Source organism: Mesorhizobium sp. 113-3-3, assembly GCF_016756495.1.
In the GTDB taxonomy this organism is placed as follows: Bacteria; Pseudomonadota; Alphaproteobacteria; order Rhizobiales; family Rhizobiaceae; genus Mesorhizobium.
In genome coordinates this window covers 2,133,944-2,156,045 of the sequence record NZ_AP023243.1, presented here as the reverse complement: position 1 = coordinate 2,156,045, position 22,102 = coordinate 2,133,944, and the positions used below count along the sequence as shown (strand labels likewise).

Annotated in this window: 23 protein-coding genes; 12 read left to right on the top strand and 11 right to left on the bottom strand. The window is 64.5% G+C overall.

What is annotated here, in order from left to right; all coding sequences use genetic code 11:
- Positions 1-66 precede the first annotated feature (66 nt).
- From JG746_RS10500 to JG746_RS10460, 9 genes are all read left to right on the top strand, one after another.
- Complete coding sequence (locus tag JG746_RS10500; protein WP_010911291.1) at positions 67-735, top strand: response regulator transcription factor; 669 nt, start codon at positions 67-69, stop codon at positions 733-735.
- 79 nt (positions 736-814) lie between these two features.
- A complete protein-coding gene (locus JG746_RS10495) occupies positions 815-2,071 on the top strand; it encodes a flagellar hook protein FlgE (protein WP_202358065.1) in 1,257 nt (418 codons plus the stop codon).
- Positions 2,072-2,098: 27 nt separating this feature from the next.
- Positions 2,099-3,553 (top strand): flagellar hook-associated protein FlgK, encoded by a 1,455-nt coding sequence (gene flgK / locus JG746_RS10490; protein ID WP_202358064.1) that lies wholly within the window; start codon positions 2,099-2,101, stop codon positions 3,551-3,553.
- 3 nt (positions 3,554-3,556) lie between these two features.
- A complete protein-coding gene (locus JG746_RS10485) occupies positions 3,557-4,600 on the top strand; it encodes a flagellar hook-associated family protein (RefSeq protein ID WP_202358063.1) in 1,044 nt (347 codons plus the stop codon).
- A gap of 29 nt (positions 4,601-4,629) precedes the next feature.
- A complete protein-coding gene (gene flaF / locus JG746_RS10480; RefSeq protein WP_010911295.1) occupies positions 4,630-4,977 on the top strand; it encodes a flagellar biosynthesis regulator FlaF in 348 nt (115 codons plus the stop codon).
- The gene (gene flbT / locus JG746_RS10475) at positions 4,974-5,417 is read left to right on the top strand and encodes a flagellar biosynthesis repressor FlbT (RefSeq protein WP_202358062.1); all 444 of its coding nucleotides are present in this window, start codon (positions 4,974-4,976) and stop codon (positions 5,415-5,417) included. The genes flaF and flbT overlap by 4 nt, the downstream gene beginning before the upstream one ends.
- Complete coding sequence (gene flgD / locus JG746_RS10470) at positions 5,417-5,824, top strand: flagellar hook assembly protein FlgD (protein WP_202358061.1); 408 nt, start codon at positions 5,417-5,419, stop codon at positions 5,822-5,824. Before flbT ends, flgD begins: the two co-directional genes overlap by 1 nt.
- Before the next feature lie 13 nt (positions 5,825-5,837).
- A complete protein-coding gene (gene fliQ / locus JG746_RS10465; protein ID WP_023770466.1) occupies positions 5,838-6,104 on the top strand; it encodes a flagellar biosynthesis protein FliQ in 267 nt (88 codons plus the stop codon).
- A gap of 276 nt (positions 6,105-6,380) precedes the next feature.
- Complete coding sequence (locus tag JG746_RS10460; RefSeq protein WP_202358060.1) at positions 6,381-8,024, top strand: MFS transporter; 1,644 nt, start codon at positions 6,381-6,383, stop codon at positions 8,022-8,024.
- Between the two features lie 24 nt (positions 8,025-8,048).
- On the opposite strand, the gene JG746_RS10455 is transcribed toward JG746_RS10460, so the two are convergent.
- The 10 genes from JG746_RS10455 to JG746_RS10410 all read right to left on the bottom strand — a co-directional run bounded on the left by JG746_RS10455 (position 8,049) and on the right by JG746_RS10410 (position 18,277).
- On the bottom strand, positions 8,049-8,417 hold the full coding sequence (locus tag JG746_RS10455) for a cupin domain-containing protein (protein WP_202358059.1): 369 nt from the start codon (positions 8,415-8,417) through the stop codon (positions 8,049-8,051).
- A gap of 95 nt (positions 8,418-8,512) precedes the next feature.
- A complete protein-coding gene (locus tag JG746_RS10450; RefSeq protein WP_202358058.1) occupies positions 8,513-9,898 on the bottom strand; it encodes an NAD(P)/FAD-dependent oxidoreductase in 1,386 nt (461 codons plus the stop codon).
- Positions 9,899-9,978: 80 nt separating this feature from the next.
- Entirely contained in the window at positions 9,979-11,094 is a 1,116-nt protein-coding gene (locus JG746_RS10445) for an ABC transporter ATP-binding protein (protein ID WP_202358057.1), read from the bottom strand.
- Entirely contained in the window at positions 11,091-11,888 is a 798-nt protein-coding gene (locus JG746_RS10440; RefSeq protein WP_202358056.1) for an ABC transporter permease, read from the bottom strand. Before JG746_RS10440 ends, JG746_RS10445 begins: the two co-directional genes overlap by 4 nt.
- Complete coding sequence (locus JG746_RS10435; RefSeq protein ID WP_202358055.1) at positions 11,888-12,760, bottom strand: ABC transporter permease; 873 nt, start codon at positions 12,758-12,760, stop codon at positions 11,888-11,890. Before JG746_RS10435 ends, JG746_RS10440 begins: the two co-directional genes overlap by 1 nt.
- A 22-nt stretch (positions 12,761-12,782) precedes the next feature.
- Entirely contained in the window at positions 12,783-13,859 is a 1,077-nt protein-coding gene (locus JG746_RS10430) for an extracellular solute-binding protein (protein ID WP_202358054.1), read from the bottom strand.
- Between the two features lie 40 nt (positions 13,860-13,899).
- Positions 13,900-14,559 (bottom strand): helix-turn-helix domain-containing protein, encoded by a 660-nt coding sequence (locus JG746_RS10425; RefSeq protein ID WP_202358053.1) that lies wholly within the window; start codon positions 14,557-14,559, stop codon positions 13,900-13,902.
- 161 nt (positions 14,560-14,720) lie between these two features.
- On the bottom strand, positions 14,721-16,502 hold the full coding sequence (locus JG746_RS10420) for a chloride channel protein (protein WP_202358052.1): 1,782 nt from the start codon (positions 16,500-16,502) through the stop codon (positions 14,721-14,723).
- A gap of 520 nt (positions 16,503-17,022) precedes the next feature.
- Positions 17,023-17,532, bottom strand: coding sequence for a cupin domain-containing protein (locus JG746_RS10415; RefSeq protein ID WP_244730728.1), 510 nt, complete (start codon positions 17,530-17,532; stop codon positions 17,023-17,025).
- A 16-nt stretch (positions 17,533-17,548) separates the two neighbouring features.
- Positions 17,549-18,277 (bottom strand): NAD-dependent epimerase/dehydratase family protein, encoded by a 729-nt coding sequence (locus tag JG746_RS10410; RefSeq protein WP_202358051.1) that lies wholly within the window; start codon positions 18,275-18,277, stop codon positions 17,549-17,551.
- A gap of 62 nt (positions 18,278-18,339) precedes the next feature.
- Between JG746_RS10410 and JG746_RS10405 the strand changes: the two genes are divergently transcribed.
- Positions 18,340-18,813 carry a MarR family winged helix-turn-helix transcriptional regulator gene (locus JG746_RS10405; protein ID WP_202358050.1) on the top strand — a complete coding sequence of 158 codons (474 nt, stop codon included), beginning with the start codon at positions 18,340-18,342 and terminating at the stop codon, positions 18,811-18,813.
- Between the two features lie 36 nt (positions 18,814-18,849).
- Here the strand turns inward: JG746_RS10405 and JG746_RS10400 are convergent, their stop codons facing one another.
- On the bottom strand, positions 18,850-19,149 hold the full coding sequence (locus JG746_RS10400; protein ID WP_202358049.1) for a putative quinol monooxygenase: 300 nt from the start codon (positions 19,147-19,149) through the stop codon (positions 18,850-18,852).
- Between the two features lie 116 nt (positions 19,150-19,265).
- Between JG746_RS10400 and flhA the strand changes: the two genes are divergently transcribed.
- Both flhA and fliR read left to right on the top strand, forming a co-directional pair.
- Entirely contained in the window at positions 19,266-21,353 is a 2,088-nt protein-coding gene (gene flhA / locus JG746_RS10395; RefSeq protein WP_202358048.1) for a flagellar biosynthesis protein FlhA, read from the top strand.
- Positions 21,350-22,102: a flagellar biosynthetic protein FliR gene (gene fliR / locus JG746_RS10390; protein ID WP_202358047.1), complete on the top strand. Its 753-nt coding sequence runs from the start codon at positions 21,350-21,352 to the stop codon at positions 22,100-22,102. Before flhA ends, fliR begins: the two co-directional genes overlap by 4 nt.

Here is a 22,102-nt window from a genome sequence, read left to right as displayed (position 1 = left end):
CATGATTCCCGCCAACGGTTACGCCTTTCCCCACGGGGCAGATGTGCTGATTCGGAGGCGGGGCCGATGATCGTGATCGTTGACGAGCGAGAGCTCGTAACTGAGGGATACAATTCACTTTTTGATCGCGAGGGCGTTGCCTGCGCGGGCTTCGCGCCGGGTGAATTCGGCGAGTGGGTCAACTCGGCCGCCGACACCGACCTGCGGTCGGTGCGGGCCTTCCTGATCGGCGACTGCCGCGACGGCGCCATCTCTCCGCGCCAGATCCGCGACCGCACCGGCGCTCCGGTCATTGCGCTCAGCGAGCAACATTCCCTGGAAAACACGCTGCGGTTGTTCGAGAGCGGCGTTGACGATGTCATCCGCAAGCCCGTCCACATCAGAGAGATCCTGGCCCGCATCACCGCCATCCGCCGTCGCGCCCATGAGGATGTCGCCTACACCGAGATCGGCGCCATGCGCATCTTCATGGACGGCCGCGACCCTGAGATCGACGGGCAGCCGCTGCCCTTGCCGCGCCGCGAACGCCGCATCCTCGAATATCTGGCGAGCAACCGTGGCCGGCGCGTCACCAAGACCCAGGTCTTCAACGCCATCTACGGCATCTTCGACGAAGAGGTCGAGGAGAACGTGGTGGAGAGCCACATCAGCAAATTGCGCAAGAAGCTGCGCGAGAAGCTGGGCACCGACCCGATCGATTCCAAACGCTTCCTCGGCTACCGGCTCGTCTTCTGATGCCGCGCCGCGCCAGCCTCGCGCAAGACAGGACGCTTAGCCTCGCCGCCAGTGGCATGGATATTGCGGAGACATCTCGATGAGCCTCTACGGAATGATGCGGACCGGCGTTTCCGGCATGAACGCCCAGGCCAACCGCCTGTCGACAACCGCCGACAACATCGCGAACTCCGACACCACCGGCTACAAGCGGTCCTCGGCCGAGTTCTCGACCCTGATCATGCCCTCGACGGGCGGCGCCTATAACTCCGGCGGCGTCACCACCACGATCCGGCAGGCTGTCAGCGATCCGGGCGTGCTGCAATACACGACCTCTGTCTCCGACCTTGCTGTCAGCGGCGATGGCTTCTTCGTCGTCCAGGATCCGAGCGGCACGCCTTTCCTGACCCGCGCCGGCGCCTTCGTTCCCGATGCACAGGGCAGGCTGGTCAACGCGGCCGGCTTCCAGCTGATGGCCTACAGCTACGCCAATGGTACTCCGGCGGCGACAGTGAACGGCTTCGAAGGCCTGGAGCCGGTCGTCATTTCCGACCAGGGATTGACCGCGACCCCAAGCACCCTGGGCAGTTTCAGCGGTAATCTGCCGGCAGGTGCGACGCCCGTCGTCGCCGCCAACCTGCCCGGCGCCAACGCCGCCACCGCGCAGTACACCTCGAAGTCGTCGATGGTCGCCTATGACAACCTCGGCAACAAGAAACTGCTCGACGTCTATTTCACCAACACCGGTGCCGGCACCTGGCAGGTGGCGGTTTTCGATCAGTCGAAGGCGACGCCGGGAACATCGTTCCCCTACACCGGCGGCGCACTCGGCACGGCCAACCTGACCTTCGACACCACGACCGGCAAGCTCACCGGTACGCCCACCAGCGTTTCATTTACCGTGCCGGGCGGCGCGAGCCTCAATCTCGATCTATCGAAGCTGACGCAGCTCGGCACGGGCTTCACGGTTTCCGACGCCCAGGTCAACGGCAACGCGCCCAGCACCATCGACAAGATTCAGATCAGCAAGGACGGCACCATCTACGCCCAGTACAAGGACGGCTCCACCAAGGCGCTCTACAAGATTCCACTGGCCGATGTGCAAAGTCCGGACCAGCTCAAGGCCCTGCCCGGCAACGTCTACGCGCAAGGCACCGAGTCTGGCGCGATCCGTGTCGGCTTTGCCAATGAAGGCAAGGCCGGCTCGATCATCTCCGGCGCACTCGAAAATTCCAACGTCGATATCGCCGAGGAATTGACCGACATGATCGCGGCGCAGCGCAGCTACACCGCCAACTCGAAAGTCTTCCAGACCGGTTCCGATCTGATGGACGTCCTTGTCAACCTGAAGAGATAAACCGGGCAAGGCCCGTGAAAGACCAGCATGTCGTTATCTTCCGCATTGAGCATCGCCCAATCGGCGCTTATGAGTACCGCGCGTCAGACCAGCGTTGTCACGCGCAACGTCTCGGACGCCTCCAATCCGGACTACACGCGCCGCATCGCCGTCGTCACCAGCACGGCGCCCGGCGCGCGTTCGGTTGATATCCAGCGCGTCACCAACGACCTGCTCTTCAGGCAGAATCTCAGTGCCTTGTCGGCCTATAGCGGCCAGAACGCGCTCTACAGCGGCATGGATCAGCTGGACGTTTCGGTCAATGGCGTCGACAACGCCTCCTCGCCCTCGACGGCAATCGCCAATCTGCAGCAGGCGCTGCAGCTCTACGCCACCTCGCCGTCCAACCAGAACCTTGGCTCCAGCGTCATCGACGCGGCCAAGCAGGTCGTGCGCTCGCTGAATGAAGGCTCCAAGGCCATTCAGGATTTCCGTACCCAGACCGACGGCCAGATCGACACGGCGGTCAAGGACCTCAACTCGCTGCTCGGCCAGTTCCAGGACGCCAATCAGGCGGTCATTTCCGGAACCCGTTCCGGCACCGATGTTTCCGACGCGCTCGACCAGCGCGACGCGCTGCTGAAGAAGATCGCGGACTATGTTCCGATATCGACCTTCACACGCGGCGACAACGACATGGTCATCACCACGGGTGACGGCACCACGCTGTTCGAGACCATACCGCGCACGGTGAGCTTCACGCCATCGGCCGGCTATGCAGCCGGAGCCCCCGGCAACACCATCTATATCGACAATGTGCCGGTCTCGGCGGGAAGCGGCGGCAACACCACCGCCAGCGGCAAGCTTGCCGGCCTGCTGCAGCTGCGTGACGGCGTCGCCTCGACCATGCAGAGCCAGCTCGACGAGACCGCGCGCGGGCTGATCACGGCCTTTGCCGAGACCGCGCCCTCGATGCCCAACGCCGCTGGCCTGTTCACCTGGTCCGGCGCGCCGGCGGTACCGGCCGCGGGCACGCTGATCAATGGCCTGGCCGGCACGATCAGCATCAATGCGGCGATGAATCCGAGCACCGGCGGCAATCCGACATTGCTGCGCGACGGCGGCGCCAACGGTGCGGCCTATGTCGCCAACACCACAGGCGGCGCTTCCTATTCCAGCCTCCTGGTTGCCTATGGCGACCGGCTCGACCAGCCGATGACCTTCGACCCCGCCGCCGGCATTTCGGCAACGTCCAGCGTTTCCAACTACGCCGCCAATTCGATCGGCTGGCTCCAGGGCATGCGCCAGCAGGCTTCGACCGCCGCCGACGCAAAGGAAGCGCTGGCACAGCGCAGCTCCGAAGCGCTATCCAACGCGACCGGCGTCAATGTCGACCAGGAAATGTCGCTGATGCTCGACCTCGAACATACCTATCAGGCATCAGCCAGGATGATGAAGACCGTCGACGACATGCTGGCGGCCCTTTTGAACGCGGTGGGATAATCCATGACTTCAGTCTCTTCGGCCGCCCTCACCAACGCCATGCGCTATCAACAGATGCGCATGCAGGCCGAACTCGTCAAAGCCACGAAAGAATCCTCGACCGGCAGGGTCGCCGATGTCGGCCTGGCACTGGGCGGACGCGCCGCCCAGTCCGTCACCTTCTCGCGCGACCTCGACCGGCTGAACGTGATCGTCGATTCGAACGGGCTGGTCACCGCAAGGCTTGCGTCGACGCAGACGTCGCTCGGCCAGCTCTCCGGCGTGGCGCAGACCTTCCTGTCCGCCCTGACCACCGCGTCGTCGGGCGACAACTCCAACAGCCTGACCCAGTCGACCGGCCAGACGACCATCCAGCAGCTTACTTCGATTCTCAACACCAGCGTCAACGGCGAATATCTGTTTGCCGGCACCAACACCGACGTTAAGCCGATCAACGATTTCACGGCCGCCGGTTCACCGGCCAAGGCCGCCTTCGACGCCTCCTTCGTCGCCAAATTCGGCTTCACGCCCAGCGATCCGGCCGCGGCGAACATCACCGGCGCCCAGATGGACGATTTCATCAACAACTACGTTGCGCCGCAATTCCTCGGCACCGGCTGGCAGACCAACATGTCCAACGCCACCGACCAGCAGATCGTCAGCCGCATCGCGCTCAACGAAACCACCGAGACCTCGACCAGCGCCAATAGCGACGGCATCAGGAAGCTCGCCATGGCCGCGGCAATGGTCTCCAGCCTGATGTCCACCAACATCAGCCGGGCGGCCAAGGACAGCATCGTCAGCCACTCGCAGACGCTGGTCGGCGAGGCGCTGAGCGGCATCGCCCAGGTCCAGTCGGAGACCGGCATCGTGCAGAAGCGCGTCTCCGATGCCAGCGACCGCATGAAGACGCAGATCGATCTGTTCGAACGCCATATCCTCGATCTCGAAGCCGTCGACCCGGCCACGGCCGCGACCAAAGTCGCGGATTTGACACAGCATATCGAGACATCCTTTGCTCTGACAGCGCGCCTGCAGCAGCTCAGCCTGTTGAAGTACCTGACCTGACAACTTCCAGCGGAACGGTAGAGCCGACGATGTATCAATTCTCCTACGCCGACGTCCAAAGCACCTCCGTCTCGGACGCCAAGGACCGTGAGCGCGAACTCCTGACCCGCTCGATCGACATGCTGTCGGCGGCGGCCGCGGCCGGCCAGGATTCGATGGAGGCGATCGAGGCGCTGAATTTCACCAACCGCGTCTGGACAATCTTCGTCGAGGATCTTGGCTCCAGCGACAACGCGCTTCCCAAGGAATTGCGTGCCAACCTGATTTCCATCGGCCTGTGGCTGCTGCGCGAGGCGGAGGACATCCGCCAGGGCCGCACCAACAATTTCGAAGGGCTGATCGAAGTGTCCCAGATCATCCGCGACGGCATTCAATGACCAACACGCTGAAGATATCGCTGAAGCCCAACGAGAAGATCTACATCAACGGCGCCGTCATCCGCGTCGACCGCAAGGTCACCATCGAACTGATGAACGACGTGCAGTTCCTGCTCGAAAGCCATGTGATCCAGGCAGACCAGGCATCGACGCCGCTCAGGCAGCTCTATTTCATCGTGCAGGTCATGCTGATCAACCCGGCTGGCGCCGATGACGCCCGCGAGATGTTCCGCCGCTCGCTGCCGTTGCTCATCGCCAGTTTCGAGGATGCCGAGATCTGCAGCGCGCTGAAGCAGATCGACCGCATGGTCGGCGAGGATCACATCTACGAAGCCCTGAAGGCGATCCGTTCGCTTTATCCTCTCGAACGCCGCGCGCTTGGCGGCAATGACGATGTTCCGGGCGCCTCGCGCCCGCTGGCTGTGGGAGCACGCTGCTGATGACCGTGGACATGACGACGACGATACCGGTTGGCGCCAATTCGACCACCAAGCCGACCTCCAAGACAGCGGTCGACTACCAGTCCTTCCTGAAGCTTCTGATCGCCGAGATGAAGAACCAGGATCCGACCAAGCCGATGGATTCGACGCAATACGTCGCCCAGCTCGCCACCTTCTCGCAGGTCGAGCAATCGGTGCAGAGCAACACCAAGCTCGACCAGATCATGCAGTCCTCGGCGCTGTCGCAGGCCGATGCGATCATCGGCCGCTCGATCACGTCGGCCGACGGCAAGACCACCGGAATAGTGGCTTCGGTGACGCTCGCCAGCAGCGGACTGATCGCGGTGCTGCAGGACGGCACCAAAGTCCCCGTCGGCCCAGGCGTGTCGATCAAGCCGGCAAGCTAGGCCAACCGCGCGCATGAATGAGGCCGACGCCCTCGACATCGTCCAGTACGCGGTGTGGACGGTGCTGACAGCGTCCGCTCCGGTGGTGCTGGTCGCCATGGCGGTCGGCATCGGCATCGCCCTCATTCAGGCGCTGACGCAGATCCAGGAAATCACCCTGACCTTCGTGCCGAAGATCGTCGCCATCATGCTGGTGGTGGCGCTCACGGGTCCGTTCATCGGCGGCCAGATATCGGCCTTCACCAACGTGATCTTCGAGCGCATCCAGAACGGGTTCTGAGAAAGTCGCGGAAAGGCACATTCCGCTTCAGAACGACACGGCTCGCCAGAACGGCTGCAGCTATCGGCCAATTTCACCGCGATCATGCAAGCCATGCTGCGTGCGGAGGAGCCCGGCCCTCTCGCAAGCAAAAGCTGGCCCTCCTCTATCCCCTTGTTGGACCATGATCTTGCGCGCATCAGGTTCGCCCTTTGCGGCGCGATGCCATAGTTTCGGCAAACGATGCGGGGAAACCGATCGCCGCAAGGATCAGCACGTCGTGGCAGGAACCCATCCATGATTGACGAGAAACCGGATAGCGAGGGCGTTTCGGCGCTGGCGCCATTCCGGCATGGTATTTTCCGGGCCGTCTGGGCCGCAAGTCTGGTTTCCAATTTCGGTGGCCTGATCCAGGGCGTCGGCGCCGCCTGGATGATGACGACAATCGCCACCTCGCCCTACCAGGTCGCCCTGGTCCAGGCCTCGACCACTCTGCCGATCATGCTGTTCGCGCTTGTCGCCGGGGCCATCGCCGACAGCTTCGACCGGCGCAAGGTGATGCTGGTCGCGCAGACCTTCATGCTGGTCGTTTCGCTGCTTCTGACCCTGTTCACCTGGTATGGCCTGATCACCCCCTGGACACTGCTTGCCTTCACCTTCCTGATCGACAGCGGCACGGCGCTCAACAGCCCGTCCTGGCAGGCGTCCGTCGGCGACATGGTTCCGCGCAACAAGGTGCCCGCCGCCGTTGCGCTGAACTCCATGGGCTTCAACCTGACACGCAGCGTCGGTCCGGCGATCGGCGGCATCATCGTTGCGGCCGCCGGCGCCGCGGCCGCCTTCGCGGCGAACGCCGTGAGCTATATCGGCCTCATCATCGTGATGGCGCGCTGGAAGCCTGACGTGCCTGTGTCGACCTTGCCGCGCGAGTCGCTGGGGGCGGCCATGGGCGCCGGCCTGCGCTATGTCGCCATGTCGCCCAATATCGGCAAGGTGCTGGTCAGGGGCGCGGCCTTCGGTTTCAGCGCCGGCGCCGTCCTGGCGCTCTTGCCGCTGGTCGCGCGCGACGTCGTCAAGGGCGATGCCTTGACCTACGGCATCATGCTCGGCTCCTTCGGCATCGGCGCCGTCGGCGGCGCGCTGATCAGCGTGCGGCTGCGGCAGTTGCTCTCCAGCGAGACGATGGTGCGCTGTGCCTTCGCCGGCTTCGCTGTCTGCGCCTTCAATGCGGCGCTCAGCCATCAAGCCTGGCAGACATCGCTCGGCCTGCTGGTCGGCGGCGCCTGCTGGGTGATCGCGCTCTCGCACTTCAACGTCACCGTGCAGATGGCGACGCCGCGCTGGGTGGTCGGCCGGGTGCTGTCGGTCTACCAGACCGCGACCTTCGGCGGCATCGCGCTGGGCAGCTGGATCTGGGGCGTCGTCGCCGATGCGCGCGGCGCCGAGACCGCGCTGATCGCCGCCGCCATCGCCATGCTGGCCGGGGGCGCGATCGGCCTTGTGCTGCCGCTGCCACAGCAGCAGGTGCTGAACCTCGACCCGCTCAACCGCTTCAAGGAACCGCATCTCGCGCTCGACTTGAAGCCGCGCAGCGGTCCGATCGCCATCATGATCGAATACATCATCCGCCACGAGGACGAGGCGGAATTCCTCGCCACCATGGCCGAACGCGGCCGCATCCGCCGCCGCGACGGCGCCCGCAACTGGACGCTGGCGCGCGATCTCGAAAATCCCATGATATGGATCGAGCACTACCACACGCCGACCTGGCTCGAATATGTCAGGCACAATGGCCGCATCACCCATGCCGACGCCATGGTCGGCGAGCGCCTTCGCGCGCTGCACAGCGGCGACGAGCCGCCGCGCGTGCGTCGCGTCATCGAGCGTCCAACCACCGCCGGCACAGCGCTGGTGATGGCCAAGGGGCCGATCGAGCACTGACCATGTCTGGCTGATATCAGTCGATCAGCCGGCCGATTGGATCATGTAGAGCTTGCGCGTGGTCTCCCGGATGCGCCATTCGCCCTTCCATCCCTGCGGCAGCACGAGAAGGTCGCCAGGCCCCAGTTCGCGCGCCTCTCCATCGGCGCGGCTCACCTCCACCCGCCCCGAAATGATATGGCATATCTCCGACGAACCCGTGCGGTCGGCGGTGAAGCGGCCGGGCGTGCATTCCCATATGCCGATATCGACGGTCCCGTCCGGCGACTGGAAAAGCGAGCGCACGGCCTCGACCTGATCTCCCTCGACGGAAGTGGGTTTGGGTGAGAACGCGCCGATGTCAGCCTTGGCGAGATCGTGGAAGGTCGAAAGGTCGATCAAACTGGTCTCCATGAACAAAGCAATTCCAGGAAAAGTGTCCAGCGGTTTTCCGTCCGGAATTGCGTAAAGACAAATTGCTGGAGCGGCTCAGCGAACGCTGAACCGCTTCAGTGGCCGGTAATGCTGTCGGCGAGCGCGGCCAGTTTGGACGTATGCGCAAGCCCAGCCGCCTCGCGCCCGTCGGCGATGCGATAAAGCTGGTACATCGAATGCACGCCGAGCCAGCGGAACGGTTCCGGCTCCCACGGCCTGACCTTGCGGTTGACCCAGGGCAGCTTCGTCAGCTCTGTCTCCTGGCCGAGGATCAGGTCGGCCAGCGTGCGCCCGGAAAGGTTGGAGCTCGACACGCCAAGCCCGACATAGCCGCCAGCCCAGCCGATACGGGTCGCGGGATCGAGGCCGACGGTCGTGCACCAGTCGCGCGGCACGCCGAGCACCCCGCACCAGGCATGCTCGATGCGGCAGTTCGCCGTCTGCGGTAGCAGCGTCGTCAGGATTTGATGCAGCTGGTCGATCGTGGCCTGCTGTGTCTGGCCGTTGACGTCGGTGCGCGAGCCGTAGCGATAGGGCACGCCGCGCCCACCCATGGTGATGCGCCCCTCGCGCGTGCGCTGGGCATAGCAATAGGCGTGGGCGGCGTTGCCGAGAAGTTCATGCCCTTCCCACCCGATCTGGCGCCAGAGCGCCTCCGACAGCGGCTCGGTGACGATCTGCGCGCTGTTGAGCGCCAGCCAGGTCCGCTCCTCGCCCGGAATGCCGGCCGTGAAACCCTCCGTCGCACGGATGATGGTTTCAGCCCGCACCGTGCCGCGGTCGGTGGTCACGCTGCCCTTGGCGATGGCCGTCACCGTCGTCTGTTCGTAGATCGGCACGCCCAGCCGCTCGACGGCGGCGGCAAGCCCGCGCACCAGCTTGGCCGGCTGCACCCGCGCCTGGCCGTGGACGACGAAGCCGCCCATGACATTGCGGATGTTGATGCGTGCCCGCGTCGCCGCCTGATCCAGCATCTCGACGCGGCCCGGATCGACGTCCCAGGCGCGGATCGTTTCGCACTCCTCACGCGCGCGTTCGAGCTGCGCTGGGTTGGTGGCCACCGTCAGATTGTCGACGCGGCGGATATCGGCATCGATGCCCTCCGCGCCCGCCACCCGGATCACCTCGTCGACGCAGCCCGCCATCGCCGCCTGCATGGCGCTGACACCTTGCCGGGTCGAGGTCTTGAGATATTTTTCGCGCGACCAGGAGAACCCCCCCGACAGCCAGCCGCCATTGCGGCCCGAAGCGCCGAAACCGGCAAACTCACGCTCGATCAGCGCGACGCGCAGCGAGGGCCTGGCCTTCTTCAGATAATAGGCGGTCCACAGGCCGGTATAGCCGGCGCCGACGATCGCGACATCGGCCTCGATATCGCCGGGCAAGGGTGGCCGTGGCGCGGGCACCCCTCCCAGATCCGCATACCAGAACGATATGTCGCCGTTGCGCTTGGCTTGCATGGAATGACTTCCGGTAGAGCAATTCCAGGAAAAGTGTGGAGCGGTTTTCCGTCCGGAATTGCGTTAAAACAAAAAGATGATCAGGTCAGCGTCGCGTCGGCCGAGCTGTCATCGGCCAGAAGCTTGGCATCGGTACCGTCGAAGCAAAGCTCCACCTTGTCGCCAAGGCCAAAGCTCTCGCCGGTCAGGGGCGAGCGCACGATCGCCGTGGAGCCGTCGGCGAGCCGGACCTCATATTTCGATCCCGAGCCGAGATAGATGGCTTCCGCGATCGTCCCCGGCAACCGGTTGGTGGTGCCTGCAGCGCTCTGGCCAGGACGGCGGATGGCGAGCTTTTCGGGACGCAGCAGCATGACCGGGCTGGCTTCGCCGACGATCCGCCGCGGCGCCGTCACCGTCTCGCCGGCGATCGTCAGCGCCGTGCTCGCGCCGTCGCTTCGCGCCTCTCCGCGCAGCACGGTGGAATCGCCGATGAAGCGGCCGACAAACAGCGTCGCCGGTTCATCGTAGAGCTCGCGGCCGGTGCCGACCTGCTCGATCCGCCCGTGATTGAACACGGCGATGCGATCCGACAGAACCAGCGCCTCTTCCTGGTCGTGCGTCACATAGACGAAGGTGGTGCCGAGCTCGCGATGGATGCGCTTGATCTCGAGCTGCAGCCATTCGCGCAGCTTCTTGTCGAGCGCGCCGAGCGGCTCGTCCATCAGCAACAGAGGCGGGTCGAAGACGATGGCGCGGGCCAGCGCCACGCGCTGCTGCTGGCCGCCCGACAGTTCGCTGGGATAGCGATGCGCGAAGTCGCCCATCTTGACCATGTCGAGCGCCCTTGCCACGCGCGCCTTTCGCTCTGCCTGGTCGACGCCGCGAAGCGTCAGCGGATAGGCGACGTTGCGGCCGACGCTCATATGCGGGAACAGCGCGTAATGCTGGAAGACGACGCCGATGTTACGCTTGTGCGCCGGCACGCCGACGACGTTCTTGCCGCCGACCAGCAGCTTGCCGCTGGTCACGTCGGTGAAGCCGGCCACGACATTCAGCGTCGTGGTCTTGCCGGAGCCGCTCGGGCCGAGCAGCGTCATGAACTCGCCGGGCTCGATGCGCAACGACACGCCGTCCAGCGCCTTGAAGCCGCCATAGGCCTTGCTGATCGATTCGAGATCGATCGCCGCGCCCTTGCTCTCCTGTGCCTGCTTCATTGGCGTCCTTTCCGCTCGCGACCAAGAAGAAGCATGCCGCCGCCGATCAGGATCGTTGTGGCCAAAAGCAGGATCGTGCCGACGGCGGCAACGGTCGGGTCGGCGTCGCGGGTGATGGAGGAGAATATCTGCACGGGCAAGGTCTTGAGATAGGGGTTGGTGATGAACAGCGACACGACGATCTCGTCGAAGGAGGTGGCGAAGGCGAAGAGCAGGCCGGACAGGATGCCAGGCAGGATCAGCGGCAGCGTCACCGTGCGGAACGCTGTCAGCGCTCCGGCGCCGAGGCTCGCCGCCGCCGTCTCGAGGCGCCTGTCGAACACTTCGAGGCTGGCCGAGACCGCGATCAGCACGAAGGGAAGTGCCAGGATGGTGTGGGCAAGCACGAAGCCCAGCAGCGTGCCGACGAGATGGGTGTCGAGATAGACGGCGTAGATGCCGATGGCCAGCACCACACCCGGCACCACCATCGGCGTCAGCATCAGCATGCGCAGCAGATTGGCCGGCCCGGCCTTCATGCGGTCGAGGCCGAAGGCCGCGAGCGTGCCGAGCACCGTCGCCAGCACCGCCACCACCGAGGCGACCTTGAGCGAGTTGAGGAAGCTCGATGACCAGTCCGGATTGGTGAAGAAGTTCTGGTACCACTGCCAGGAGACACCTTGCGGCGGAAAGGCCAGCGACTTGTTCTCGTTGAACGACATCGGCACGACGACCAGCGTCGGCGCCACCAGCCATATCGCCACCAGCAGGCAGACGAGGCCGAGGATCACGCGGGTGAGCGGCTTGATCTCCATCAGCGTCTCCCCGCTTCCCGGTACCGCGAGCGCATCACGGGTGCCGCGAGCGCCAGAAGCACGAACGTGGTGACGAGCAGCACCACGCCCATGGCGCCGCCGCGGCCCCATTGCAGCAGGCTGAGCACCTGCGTCTGCACCAGCGTCGACAGCATGGTCGAGCGCGGCCCGCCAAGCAAAGCCGGCGTGATGTAGAAGCCCAGCGCCAGAATGAACACGATGATCGCGCCGGCATAGACGCCGGGCAGCGACAGCGGCAGGTAGACGGTAAAGAACGCGCGTGAAGGTCGTGCGCCCAGGCTTTGCGCGGCCCGCATCAGCCTGAGGTCGATGCCCTTCATCACCGAATAGAGCGGCAGGATCATGAAGGGCAGAAGCACCTGCGCCATGCCGATCACCACGCCGGTCTGGGTACGGATCAGCCTTATGCCGTCAAAGCCGGCCGACCTCAGCAGCGAATTGATGACGCCTGAATCCTGCAGCAGGATCACCCAGGAGAGCGTGCGCACCACCCCGCTCACCCAGAACGGGATAAGCACGCACAGCACCAGGGCGAGCCGCACGCGGGGCCCGACGGCGGTCATCAGATAGGCGTAAGGATATGCGCAGATCACGCAGACGATCGTCACCCAGGCCGAGATGGTGAAAGTGCGCTGCAGCACCGTGAGATTGATGGGCGCGCCGAAGAACCAGACATAGTTCTGCACGCCCCATTCCGGCTCCGACAGGCTGCGCACCACGATGGTGAACAGCGGATAGCCGATCACCGCGACGAGCAGGATCAGCGCCGGCGCCGTGAGCGCGAACGGCCGCCATGCCCGTCCCGGCCGCACATCGGCGGCGGGTTGGGTCGGAAGCTCGGACGCGCTCACGATCTACCTCTCGTTCGCCAGTTCAGTTGCCGGCCATCAGCGCCGACCACTTCTCCTGCGCCACCGCGAAGTTCGGGACCCAGAACTTGAAGTTCTGCTTGTAGCCCTGTTTCTGGCGATCCGGCGTGTTGGTCAGGAAGGCGGCGACGGAATCGTCGACCTTGGGCTTCGCGTCGCTGTTGATCGGCGTGTAGGAGGTCTTCTCCGCCAGGATTTCCTGCGACTGCTTGCCGAGATAGGCGTTGAGCAGCGCGTAGGATGCGTCCGTATCCTTGACGCCGACGGGGATCGTCATCTGGTCCATCACCACCAGCCAATCCTGCCAGGCGGGCGCATATTTGGCGCCGTTCTTGACCGCGGTCATGGCGCGGCCGGTCCACATCATCAGCATGTCGGCCTCGCCGGATTCGGCGAGCTGCTGCGATTCAGCACCGGTCTTCCAGAAGATGGTATCGGGGCCGAGCTTGCGGACCACATCGATGGCCTTGTCGATATCGGCCACCGTCATCGCCTTCGGGTCGCCGCCGGCAACCTTGAACGCCTGCTCGAGCAGACCGCCCGTCGGGCTGCCGGAGCCGTCGATGCCGCGCACACCCGGGAATTTAGCCGTATCGAAGAAGTCGGCCCAGCTCTTGGGCGGATTGTCCTTGTATTTCTCCTTGTTGTACATCAGCACGACGCCGTAGTTCATCGCCGGCACCGAGCATTCGCCGACCTGGCCTTCCGGGATTTTCGAGACGTCGAGCTTCGTCAGATCGAGCTTCTGGAACAGCTTGCCGCAATAGACGTATGGCGGCAGGTCGTCGGTGTCGACGACGTCCCAGGTGACATTGCCGGACTCGACCTGCGCCTGCAGCTTGGCGATCTCGGTCGGGCCGTCATTGAGCAACTTGACGCCGGACTTGTCGACGAATTCCTTCAGCGCCGCCGCCTGGCCGTCCTGGTAGATGCCGCCATAGGAGACGAGCGTCAGGGTCTTGCCCTTGAGCGAGCCTTCCTTGACATCGCCCGCCACCGGCTTCTCCTGCGCGAAGGCCGCGCCAGCCACAACGCCAAGCGCCAGAATGGCGCCAAGGCCTGCAAATCTCGACTTAAACATCACACCAACTCTCCCATTCATGCCCGCGTTTGGATAGGACCTACCTGGCAGCGAGCGGTTTCCAGGCCGTGTATTGATCGAGTTCGGCGCGCACCGAGGTCGGCGGCGCGATGATCCACATCACTTCGGCTCGGCCACTGCCGATGTTTTCTGAGCGATGCGGCGTCGAGGTCGTGTATTCGATGCTGTCACCCTCCTCGAGCACGTGGCGCGCCTCGCCGAGCGAGACCTCAACGACCCCGCGCAGCACGACGAGCATCTCGTGCGCGTCGCCATGGGTGTAGCGATCGGGTCCGGTCGAACCGCCAATGTCGAATTCCCCGACATAGACTTCCATGTCGCTCAGCGGCGGGCGCGACAGAAGCATCTTGCGGCAGCCGTCGCTGGGCGGCAGGCTCGGCCGCTCGCTTCGCCTCAGAACGCCATGGTCTTGCGCTGTGCTTTCCTCGAACAGCATGGCGACGCTGACGCCGAGCGCCGAAGCCATCTGGTTGAGCGAGGCGGTGCTGGCCCCGGTCAGGCCGCGTTCAAGCTGGCTGATAAAACTGGCGCTCGTCCCGGTCGCCTCCGCCAGCTCCCGTAACGACAGCCTGCGGGCAAGGCGAAGGCTCTTGAGGCGCATGCCGAGCACCTGATGAGCATGCGTCGCGGCCGGTGCGTCGCCCGTCTTCACCGAAGCCTTGTCCGACCCCTTGCTCATGCCGTCTCCTCACCGCACTTAACGCTCTGTACAGTACCACTGTACAGATGACAAGCCACGCGTGGCGCCAGCGCCGCGCCAAAAGCTGGGCCAGCCTGCAGGCCGGAAGGGTGCGGGAGAGACATGCACCGTCCGATGGACTAGGGGACGTGTAGGAACCCCTACCCTTCGCCCGACAGGTCCCGGCGCGCCTTTTCAAGCTCCTCGGCATAGCGCCGCATGAGGTGCCCCTCGGTCAGCAGGCCGAGCACGATATGATCGGTGAAATCCTCGACGACCGCCAGTTCCTCGGCGCCGGCGCGCTGGAACGTCTCGGCGGCGGCCTGCACGTTCATGCTCGGCACCAGGACGGCATCCTTGTACTGAGCGAGATCGCGCACCGGCACCTCGCCGGCGCCGGGGTCGCTGTGCAGCTCAGCCACGATCAGCACGCCGACATACTGATCGCCCGGGTCGACGGCGATGACGCGCTGGGCCGAACCCAGCGGGATCTGCCTGCGGAAATCCGCCAGCGTCGTCGAGGCATCGATGGTCTTGATGTCCTTACGCATCATCGAGCCGACGGTGAGGCTGCGCATCCAGCCGACATCGTGGGCGCTGCGGATCGTCTCGCCGCGCAGATGGAAGCGCCATGTCGAGAAGGAATAGCCGAAGGTCTCGCGCACCAGGATCGCCGCCATGATCGAGGCCGCCAGCACGACGCCGGTGAGCGTCAGGTCGCGGGTCGATTCCAGCGCCAGGAAGGTCATGGTCAGCGGGCCGCCGACGACACCGACGGCAAGCGAGGTCATGCCGACGACGGCGGCGACCGAAGGGTCGATGCCGGTCGCCGGCGAGACCAGCGCCATCACGCCGGCGAATGCCTTGCCGAGCAGCGCCCCGAGGAACAGCGAGGCGAAGAACAGGCCGCCGCGAAAACCCGAACCAAGCGAGATGGCTGACGCCGCTAGCTTGAGCACGAAGACGCTGGCCACCACGGTCAGCCCATAGTTCATGGCGAATTCGCGGTGCAGCGCGCCATGGCCGCTGGACAGCACTTGCGGCGTGATCAGCCCCAAGAGGCCGACGATGACGCCGCCGATGACGGGGCGCAGCGAGGCATCGACCGACAGCCTGTTGAAACCGCGTTCGATCAGCGTCACCAGTTGCATGATGGCGATCGAGGCCGCACCGCCCAGCAGCCCGAGCAGCAGGAACGGCACGTACTGGCCGGGGGTCAGTTGCGGCAGCCCTGAAAGCTCGAGCGGAAACGGCACGCCGCCGAACATTTCCGCGGTCAGCGAGGCCGAGATCGCCGCCGTCATGACCGGCGCGACATTGGCGACCGAATAGATGCCGATGACGAGTTCGAAACCGTAGAAGGCGCCGGTCAGCGGCGCGTCGAAAGCGGCGGCGATGGCGCCGGCCGCGCCGCAGCCGACCAGGATGCGGACATCGTTGCGACGCAGCCGGAAGATGCGCGCCAGCCGCGAGGCCAGGCCGGATCCGACCTGCGTGTAGCCGGCTTCGAGACCGACCGAGGCGCCGAAGCCGCTGGAGATCATGGTCTGGCCGGCGATGATGAACGTATCGGTCAGCGACATGCGCCCGCCATAGAGCGCGTTGGCCTCGATCGGATCGACCGGAGTGCGGAATTTCCGCAGCCGCAGCCAGATCACCGTCAACCCGAGCAGGGCGCCGCCGACCGCCGGTATCAGCGCCTGCATGGGATTGCCGAGCGAGAACATGCCGGAAAGCCGGCCGCCGGGTTGAACGCCGAACAACAGCCCGTGCAGATCCTGCACGATCTGGCTCATCGCGGTGACCAATATGCCCGCCATGACGCCGACGACGCCCGCCAGGATGACCACGGCGATGCCGCGCGCCTCGAGCAGCGGAATGGATCTCAGAAGCACCGCGCGCAGCCGGCGGGCATAGACTTGTGGCTGGTTTCTGGAAAGCACTATGGCGGCTCGCCGATATCAAGGGAACGTGGAAGGCTGATACGCCCAGCGATCCAGCATGGCAACCGCGGTGCATCGGACCCGCAGCGATGTCCCTGCTCCCGCTCGCCTGCGCAATCGACGCAATGCCTGAGAAATGGTATTTTAGCCCGTCACTATTTCCCTCAAGGAGGAGAACATGAGTGCGCGGGGTTTTTTTTCGTTAGCTGCTTGCACGATTTTTTTTTGTTCGTCTGCAATGAGCAGCTCAAGCATAGATATTCCAGTTAGGCAGCATATTTCATACTCGATGTCTCTTTTGCCCGGTGGCAATGCGGAAAAGAGCCGACCGACAGAAGGATTTCTTCAGCTTGCGCAGCAGGACGTCTGCTGCCCCGGCGGTTATCCCTGGTACCGTAATTCAACGAACATGTGTTACGGCAGCTACGAAGATTGCCATGACACGGATGGCGGAGGCTGGTCCTGCAGACAGGTCAACGCCTGCTGATGACTTCTGATTGAGAGGCAGCGGCTTTTGCCGTCAGTCCGGTATGGTCAGCGGCCCGCAATCGTCGTCGGCGATGAAGGTCGCCAGCAATTCGGCGGGTTCGGTGGTGCTGGCATTTTCCGCGAAGAGATGGATCGTGCCGGGCGGCTCGAACCATGTCTGCCCTTGGGTGTAGGTACCGGCGGGACCGCCTTGGAGCTGCGAGCGCAGCGTGCCCTTCAGGACGAAGGCGCTGACCGAGCCCGGATGCCGGTGGCGCGGCGTAAAACCGTTTGGTGGAAATGCCACGATCACCGTGGTGATCGACTTGCCCGGCACGTTCGGCAGTTTTTCGCAGGAGATCGGCGTGACGACCGTCTTCGGCCGTGCCCCGGCGGCGGCGCCCGCATCGGCATTTGCCATGTGCGCGTGCGTTTCCATGCTCGGCGCGACGCCAACGAAACCTGGGCCGATCCATTTTGCCGCCAGCGCGAGCAGAACCCCGATCGCACTGAGGGCGATAAGCGATTGGCCGGTACGCAGACGCGCTTGATTGCCGATCATATCGATGTCTCCGAATTCAGGCAGGCAAACGGAAATCGGCGCGCCAGCCGAGTTTCTTGATCGCCTTTTGCGTCGAAACAGCCGGGTTGGGTTCCGCCACGTTGAAGATGCCGGGCGCGCCCTTGTCGAGCGCGAGCAGCGCCGCATAGGCAGCGGCGTCGACATGGACCGGCGACGCGCCGGCGGCCGTGTCGGTTCCCGTACCCGGCCCATAGAGCTGGCCGTACCGCAGCACGATGCCCGCGAATGGCGCGTTGAGAACGGCCTTTTCCAGGGCAATGACACCGCCTACGCTGATGCCGCGATTACCGCTCGCTCCGCCATCCAGCGGATCGGCTTCGCCATGCGGCTCCGGGCCCGCCGCATAGGCCCAGGCGATGCTTTGCGCCACCATGCGCCGGACACCGGAGGCGACGGCGGCCGCGACCAGATTGCGCGTGCCCTCGTCGCGGATACGGGCATTGCGCACAATCGCTTCGCCCATCCGGCTCGGATCCAGCCCTGGCGGCAGGTCGGTCAGCTGGTGGACGACGATATCAGGCCGGGCGGCAAGCATGGAGCGCGACAGCGCCTCGGCATCGAAGACATCGACGATCGCCGGCTCGGCGCCGAGGGCGCGCAATGTCGCGGCCTTGTCCGCATTGCGCGTCGTGCCCGTCACCTGATGGCCGGCGGCCAGAAGTTGCGGAATCAGCCGTTGGCCTATGGCGCCGGAGGCACCGGCAAGAAAGATTCGATGACCCATCGTCATGGACTCCGTATTGTCCTAATATCAGTGCACGAACAACATATAAGAGCTCTTACATTATGCGCAAGCCGGATCCGCACTCATCGATACCCGCTCCCGGCGAAGGCAAACGCGGCGAGGAAGGCTATCTCGGCTATCTCCTGCGCCAGGCCGCCGGCGCGCATCGGCTCAGAATGGACCGCGCGCTGGGCGATCTCGGCGTGACGCAGCCGCAATTTGCCACGCTGACCATGCTTGCCGCCTATCCCGGCCTCTCCAACGCCGATCTTGCCCGGCTGGCGCTGCTCACCCCGCAAACGCTCAGCGTCATCGTCGCCAATCTCGAGCGGGCCGGGTCGCTGATGCGCAAGCCGCATGCCGTCCACGGCCGCATCCAGCACATCGATCTCAGCGACAGCGGTCGCGCACTGCTGCGCGCCTGCCGCGAGCGCGTGAAAAGACTGGAAGGCGAGCTGACCGCCGGGCTTTCCGCCGAGGATGAGCGCATTGTCCGGCGCTGGCTGGTTGGGGTGGCAACGACGGACGGGGACTGATTGCTGGCGGCTGAAGACTTCTCGAGCAGCTGCCGCTCAGGTCGGTTTGGACTCGCCCGCTTCATAGAGGACCAGATTGCGCTCGCCGATGCCAAGCGCCGGCCAGCTTGAGCGCCACTCGGCGATGTGCGGCGAGCGGAAATGCGCGTCGAGCGCGGCCTTGTCGCGCCACACCTCTGTGACCCGGATCAGCCCTGCATCGAGCACGTCGCGCGCATAGGAATATTCGAGGCAGCCATCCTCGGCGCGGCTGCCCGAGATCACGCGCTCCATCACCGGCCTTGCCTCCTCCAGCTTTCCGGCGGGTAGGCGGATCGTGCCGATGATCAGGAGCATGGGGTTTCCTTCTTGCGGGATCGTCGATCTGGCCACTTTCCCACCCTCGCGCAAGCTTGGCCAGCTACCCTCGCCGGGCTGTCCCATGCGCGGCAGTCTATGGTTCGAGGACTTATATGGCGATCAGCGAAAGCATCCAGCCCGGCGCGGTGGCCAAGAACGGCCGCGACGTCTTCTTCGCGCTCGGCATCGTCATCATCCTGGCCGTGCTGTTCCTGCCGATCCCAGCCTTCCTCATCGACATCGGCCTCGCCTTCTCGATCGCGCTTTCGGTGCTGATCCTGATGGTGGCGCTGTGGATCCAGCGGCCACTCGATTTCTCCTCGTTCCCGACCGTGCTGCTCATCGCCACGATGCTGCGGCTGTCGCTCAACATCGCCACCACCCGCATGATCCTGTCGCATGGCAACGAGGGCACGCACGCCGCCGGCTACGTCATCGCCGGCTTCTCCAAGCTGGTGATGGCCAGCGACTTCGTCATCGGTCTGATCGTCTTCATGATCCTGATCGTGGTGAACTTCATCGTCATCACCAAGGGCGCAACGCGTATCGCCGAAGTCGGCGCCCGCTTCACCCTCGACGCCATCCCCGGCAAGCAGATGTCGATCGACGCCGACCTTTCCGCCGGCATGATCGACGACAAGACCGCGCAATTGCGCCGCCGCGAACTGGAAGAAGAAAGCTCCTTCTTCGGCTCAATGGACGGTGCCTCGAAATTCGTGCGCGGCGACGCCATTGCCGGCCTCATCATCACCGCCATCAACATCGTCGGCGGCATTGCCATTGGCTATATCAGGCACGGCATGGGCATGGGCGAGGCCGCCGACGTGTTCATCAAGCTGTCGGTTGGCGACGGTCTCGTCACCCAGATCCCGGCGCTGATCGTCTCGCTCGCCGCCGGCCTGCTGGTTTCCAAGGGCGGCACCCGCGGCTCGACCAACCAGGCCGTGTTCGGCCAGCTCGGCGCCCATCCGCGCGCGCTTTACGTGGCGGCGGCGCTGCTGGTGCTGCTGGGCCTGATGCCCGGCCTGCCACTGTTCCCCTTCTTCGCATTGGCCGGCGGCATGGCCGGCCTCGGCTACATCATCCCGATGCGCGCCAACCGCGTCCTCGCCGAGGCCGAGGCGCTGAAGACCCAGGAAAAGGCGACCAAGGCCGAGGAAGAGAAGAACTCGGTCAAGGCTTCGCTCGCCACCGCCGAGATCGAACTTTTGATCGGCAAGCAGCTGTCGACCCGGCTTTTGGTTTCGCATCAGGAGCTGGTCTTCCGCATGGCCAAGATGCGCAAGAAATTCGCCCAGCAATACGGCTTCGTCGTACCGGAAGTGCGCGTTGCCGACGATTTCGCCATCCCGCCGAAAAGCTACCAGATCAAGGTGCACGGCACGGTGGTCGCCGAGTATTCGATGCGCGTCGGCGAGATCATGGTGCTGCTCGGCAGCCGCGACGTGCCCGAAATCCCCGGCGAAGAGATCCGCGAGCCGGCCTTCGGCATGCGCGCCTATTCCGTCATGGAAACCTTCGCGGAGGATCTGAAGCGCGAGAACTACACCTTCGCCGACAACATGTCGGTGCTGCTCACCCATCTCTCGGAAGTCATCCGCAACAACCTGCCGCAGCTTCTGTCCTACAAGGACATGAAGGCGCTGCTCGAGCGCCAGGACCAGGAATATCGCAAGCTGGCCGACGAGATCTGCACCACGCACATCTCCTATCCCGGCCTGCAGGCGGTGCTGAAGCTGCTCCTCGCCGAGCGCGTCTCGATCCGCAATCTGCACCTGATCATCGAGGCCATCGCCGAGATCGCGCCGCATGTGCGCCGCACCGAGCAGATCGTCGAGCATGTCCGCATCCGCATGGCCCAGCAGATCTGCGGCGACCTCTCAGAAGGTGGCGTGCTGAAGGTGCTGCGTCTCGGCAACCGTTGGGATCTCGCCTTCCATCAAAGCCTCAAGCGCGACGCCAAGGGCGAGGTGCGCGAGTTCGACATCGATCCGCGCCAACTCGAGGAATTCGGCCAGGACGCCACCAAGGCGATCAAGAAGTTCCTCGAGGCCGGCGAGCGCTTCGTCCTGGTCACTGCACCCGACGCCCGCCCCTATGTGCGCATGATCATCGAGCGACTGTTCACCACGCTGCCGGTGCTCTCCCATGTCGAAATCGCCAAGGGCGTCGAGATCAGGGTGCTCGGGACCATATCGTGAGCGTTCTCTCGCAGAGCGTCGTCATCGCGGCGTTCCTCGCCTTCTGCCGCATCGGCGCCTGCTTCATGCTGATGCCGGGCCTCTCCAGCGCCCGCGTGCCGGTGCAGGTCAGGCTGTTCGTGGCGGTTGCCGCCACCGGCGGCCTGCTCGCCTTCCTGTGGGACCGGATCATCCCCTTCGTCGATCCGCGCCCGCAGATCCTGGTGCCGATGATCATCTCGGAACTGCTGGTCGGCGGGCTGATCGGCGCCATGACCAGGCTCTACATGGAAGCGCTGCGTTTCATGGGCTCGGCCATCGCCATGCTGATCGGCTATGGCGGCTCGGGCGGGCCGGCGATCGAGGAGCCTGAACCGCAGGCGGCGCTCGCCGCCATCATCTCGTTCTCGGCGCTGCTGATGCTGTTCGTCTTCGACTTCGACCACGAGATCGTGCGCGCCCTGGTGGCGTCCTATACGGTCGCGCCGGTCAACGTCTTCTTCAACCCGCAGGCGGCGCTGGTCGACATCACCGACACCGTGTCGGACACCTTCTTCCTGGTCATCCGCCTCGGCAGCCCGTTTGTCGCCTATGCCATCCTGGTCAACCTGACGATCGGCTTCGTCAACAAGCTGACCCCGCAGATCCCGATCTATTTCATCTCCCAGCCCTTCGTCATCGCCGGCGGCATGATCATCTTCTATTTCGCCTTCGGCACCATGCTGTCGCTGTTTGTCGACGGTTTCGTCGACCTGACTCTGGCGAGGTGA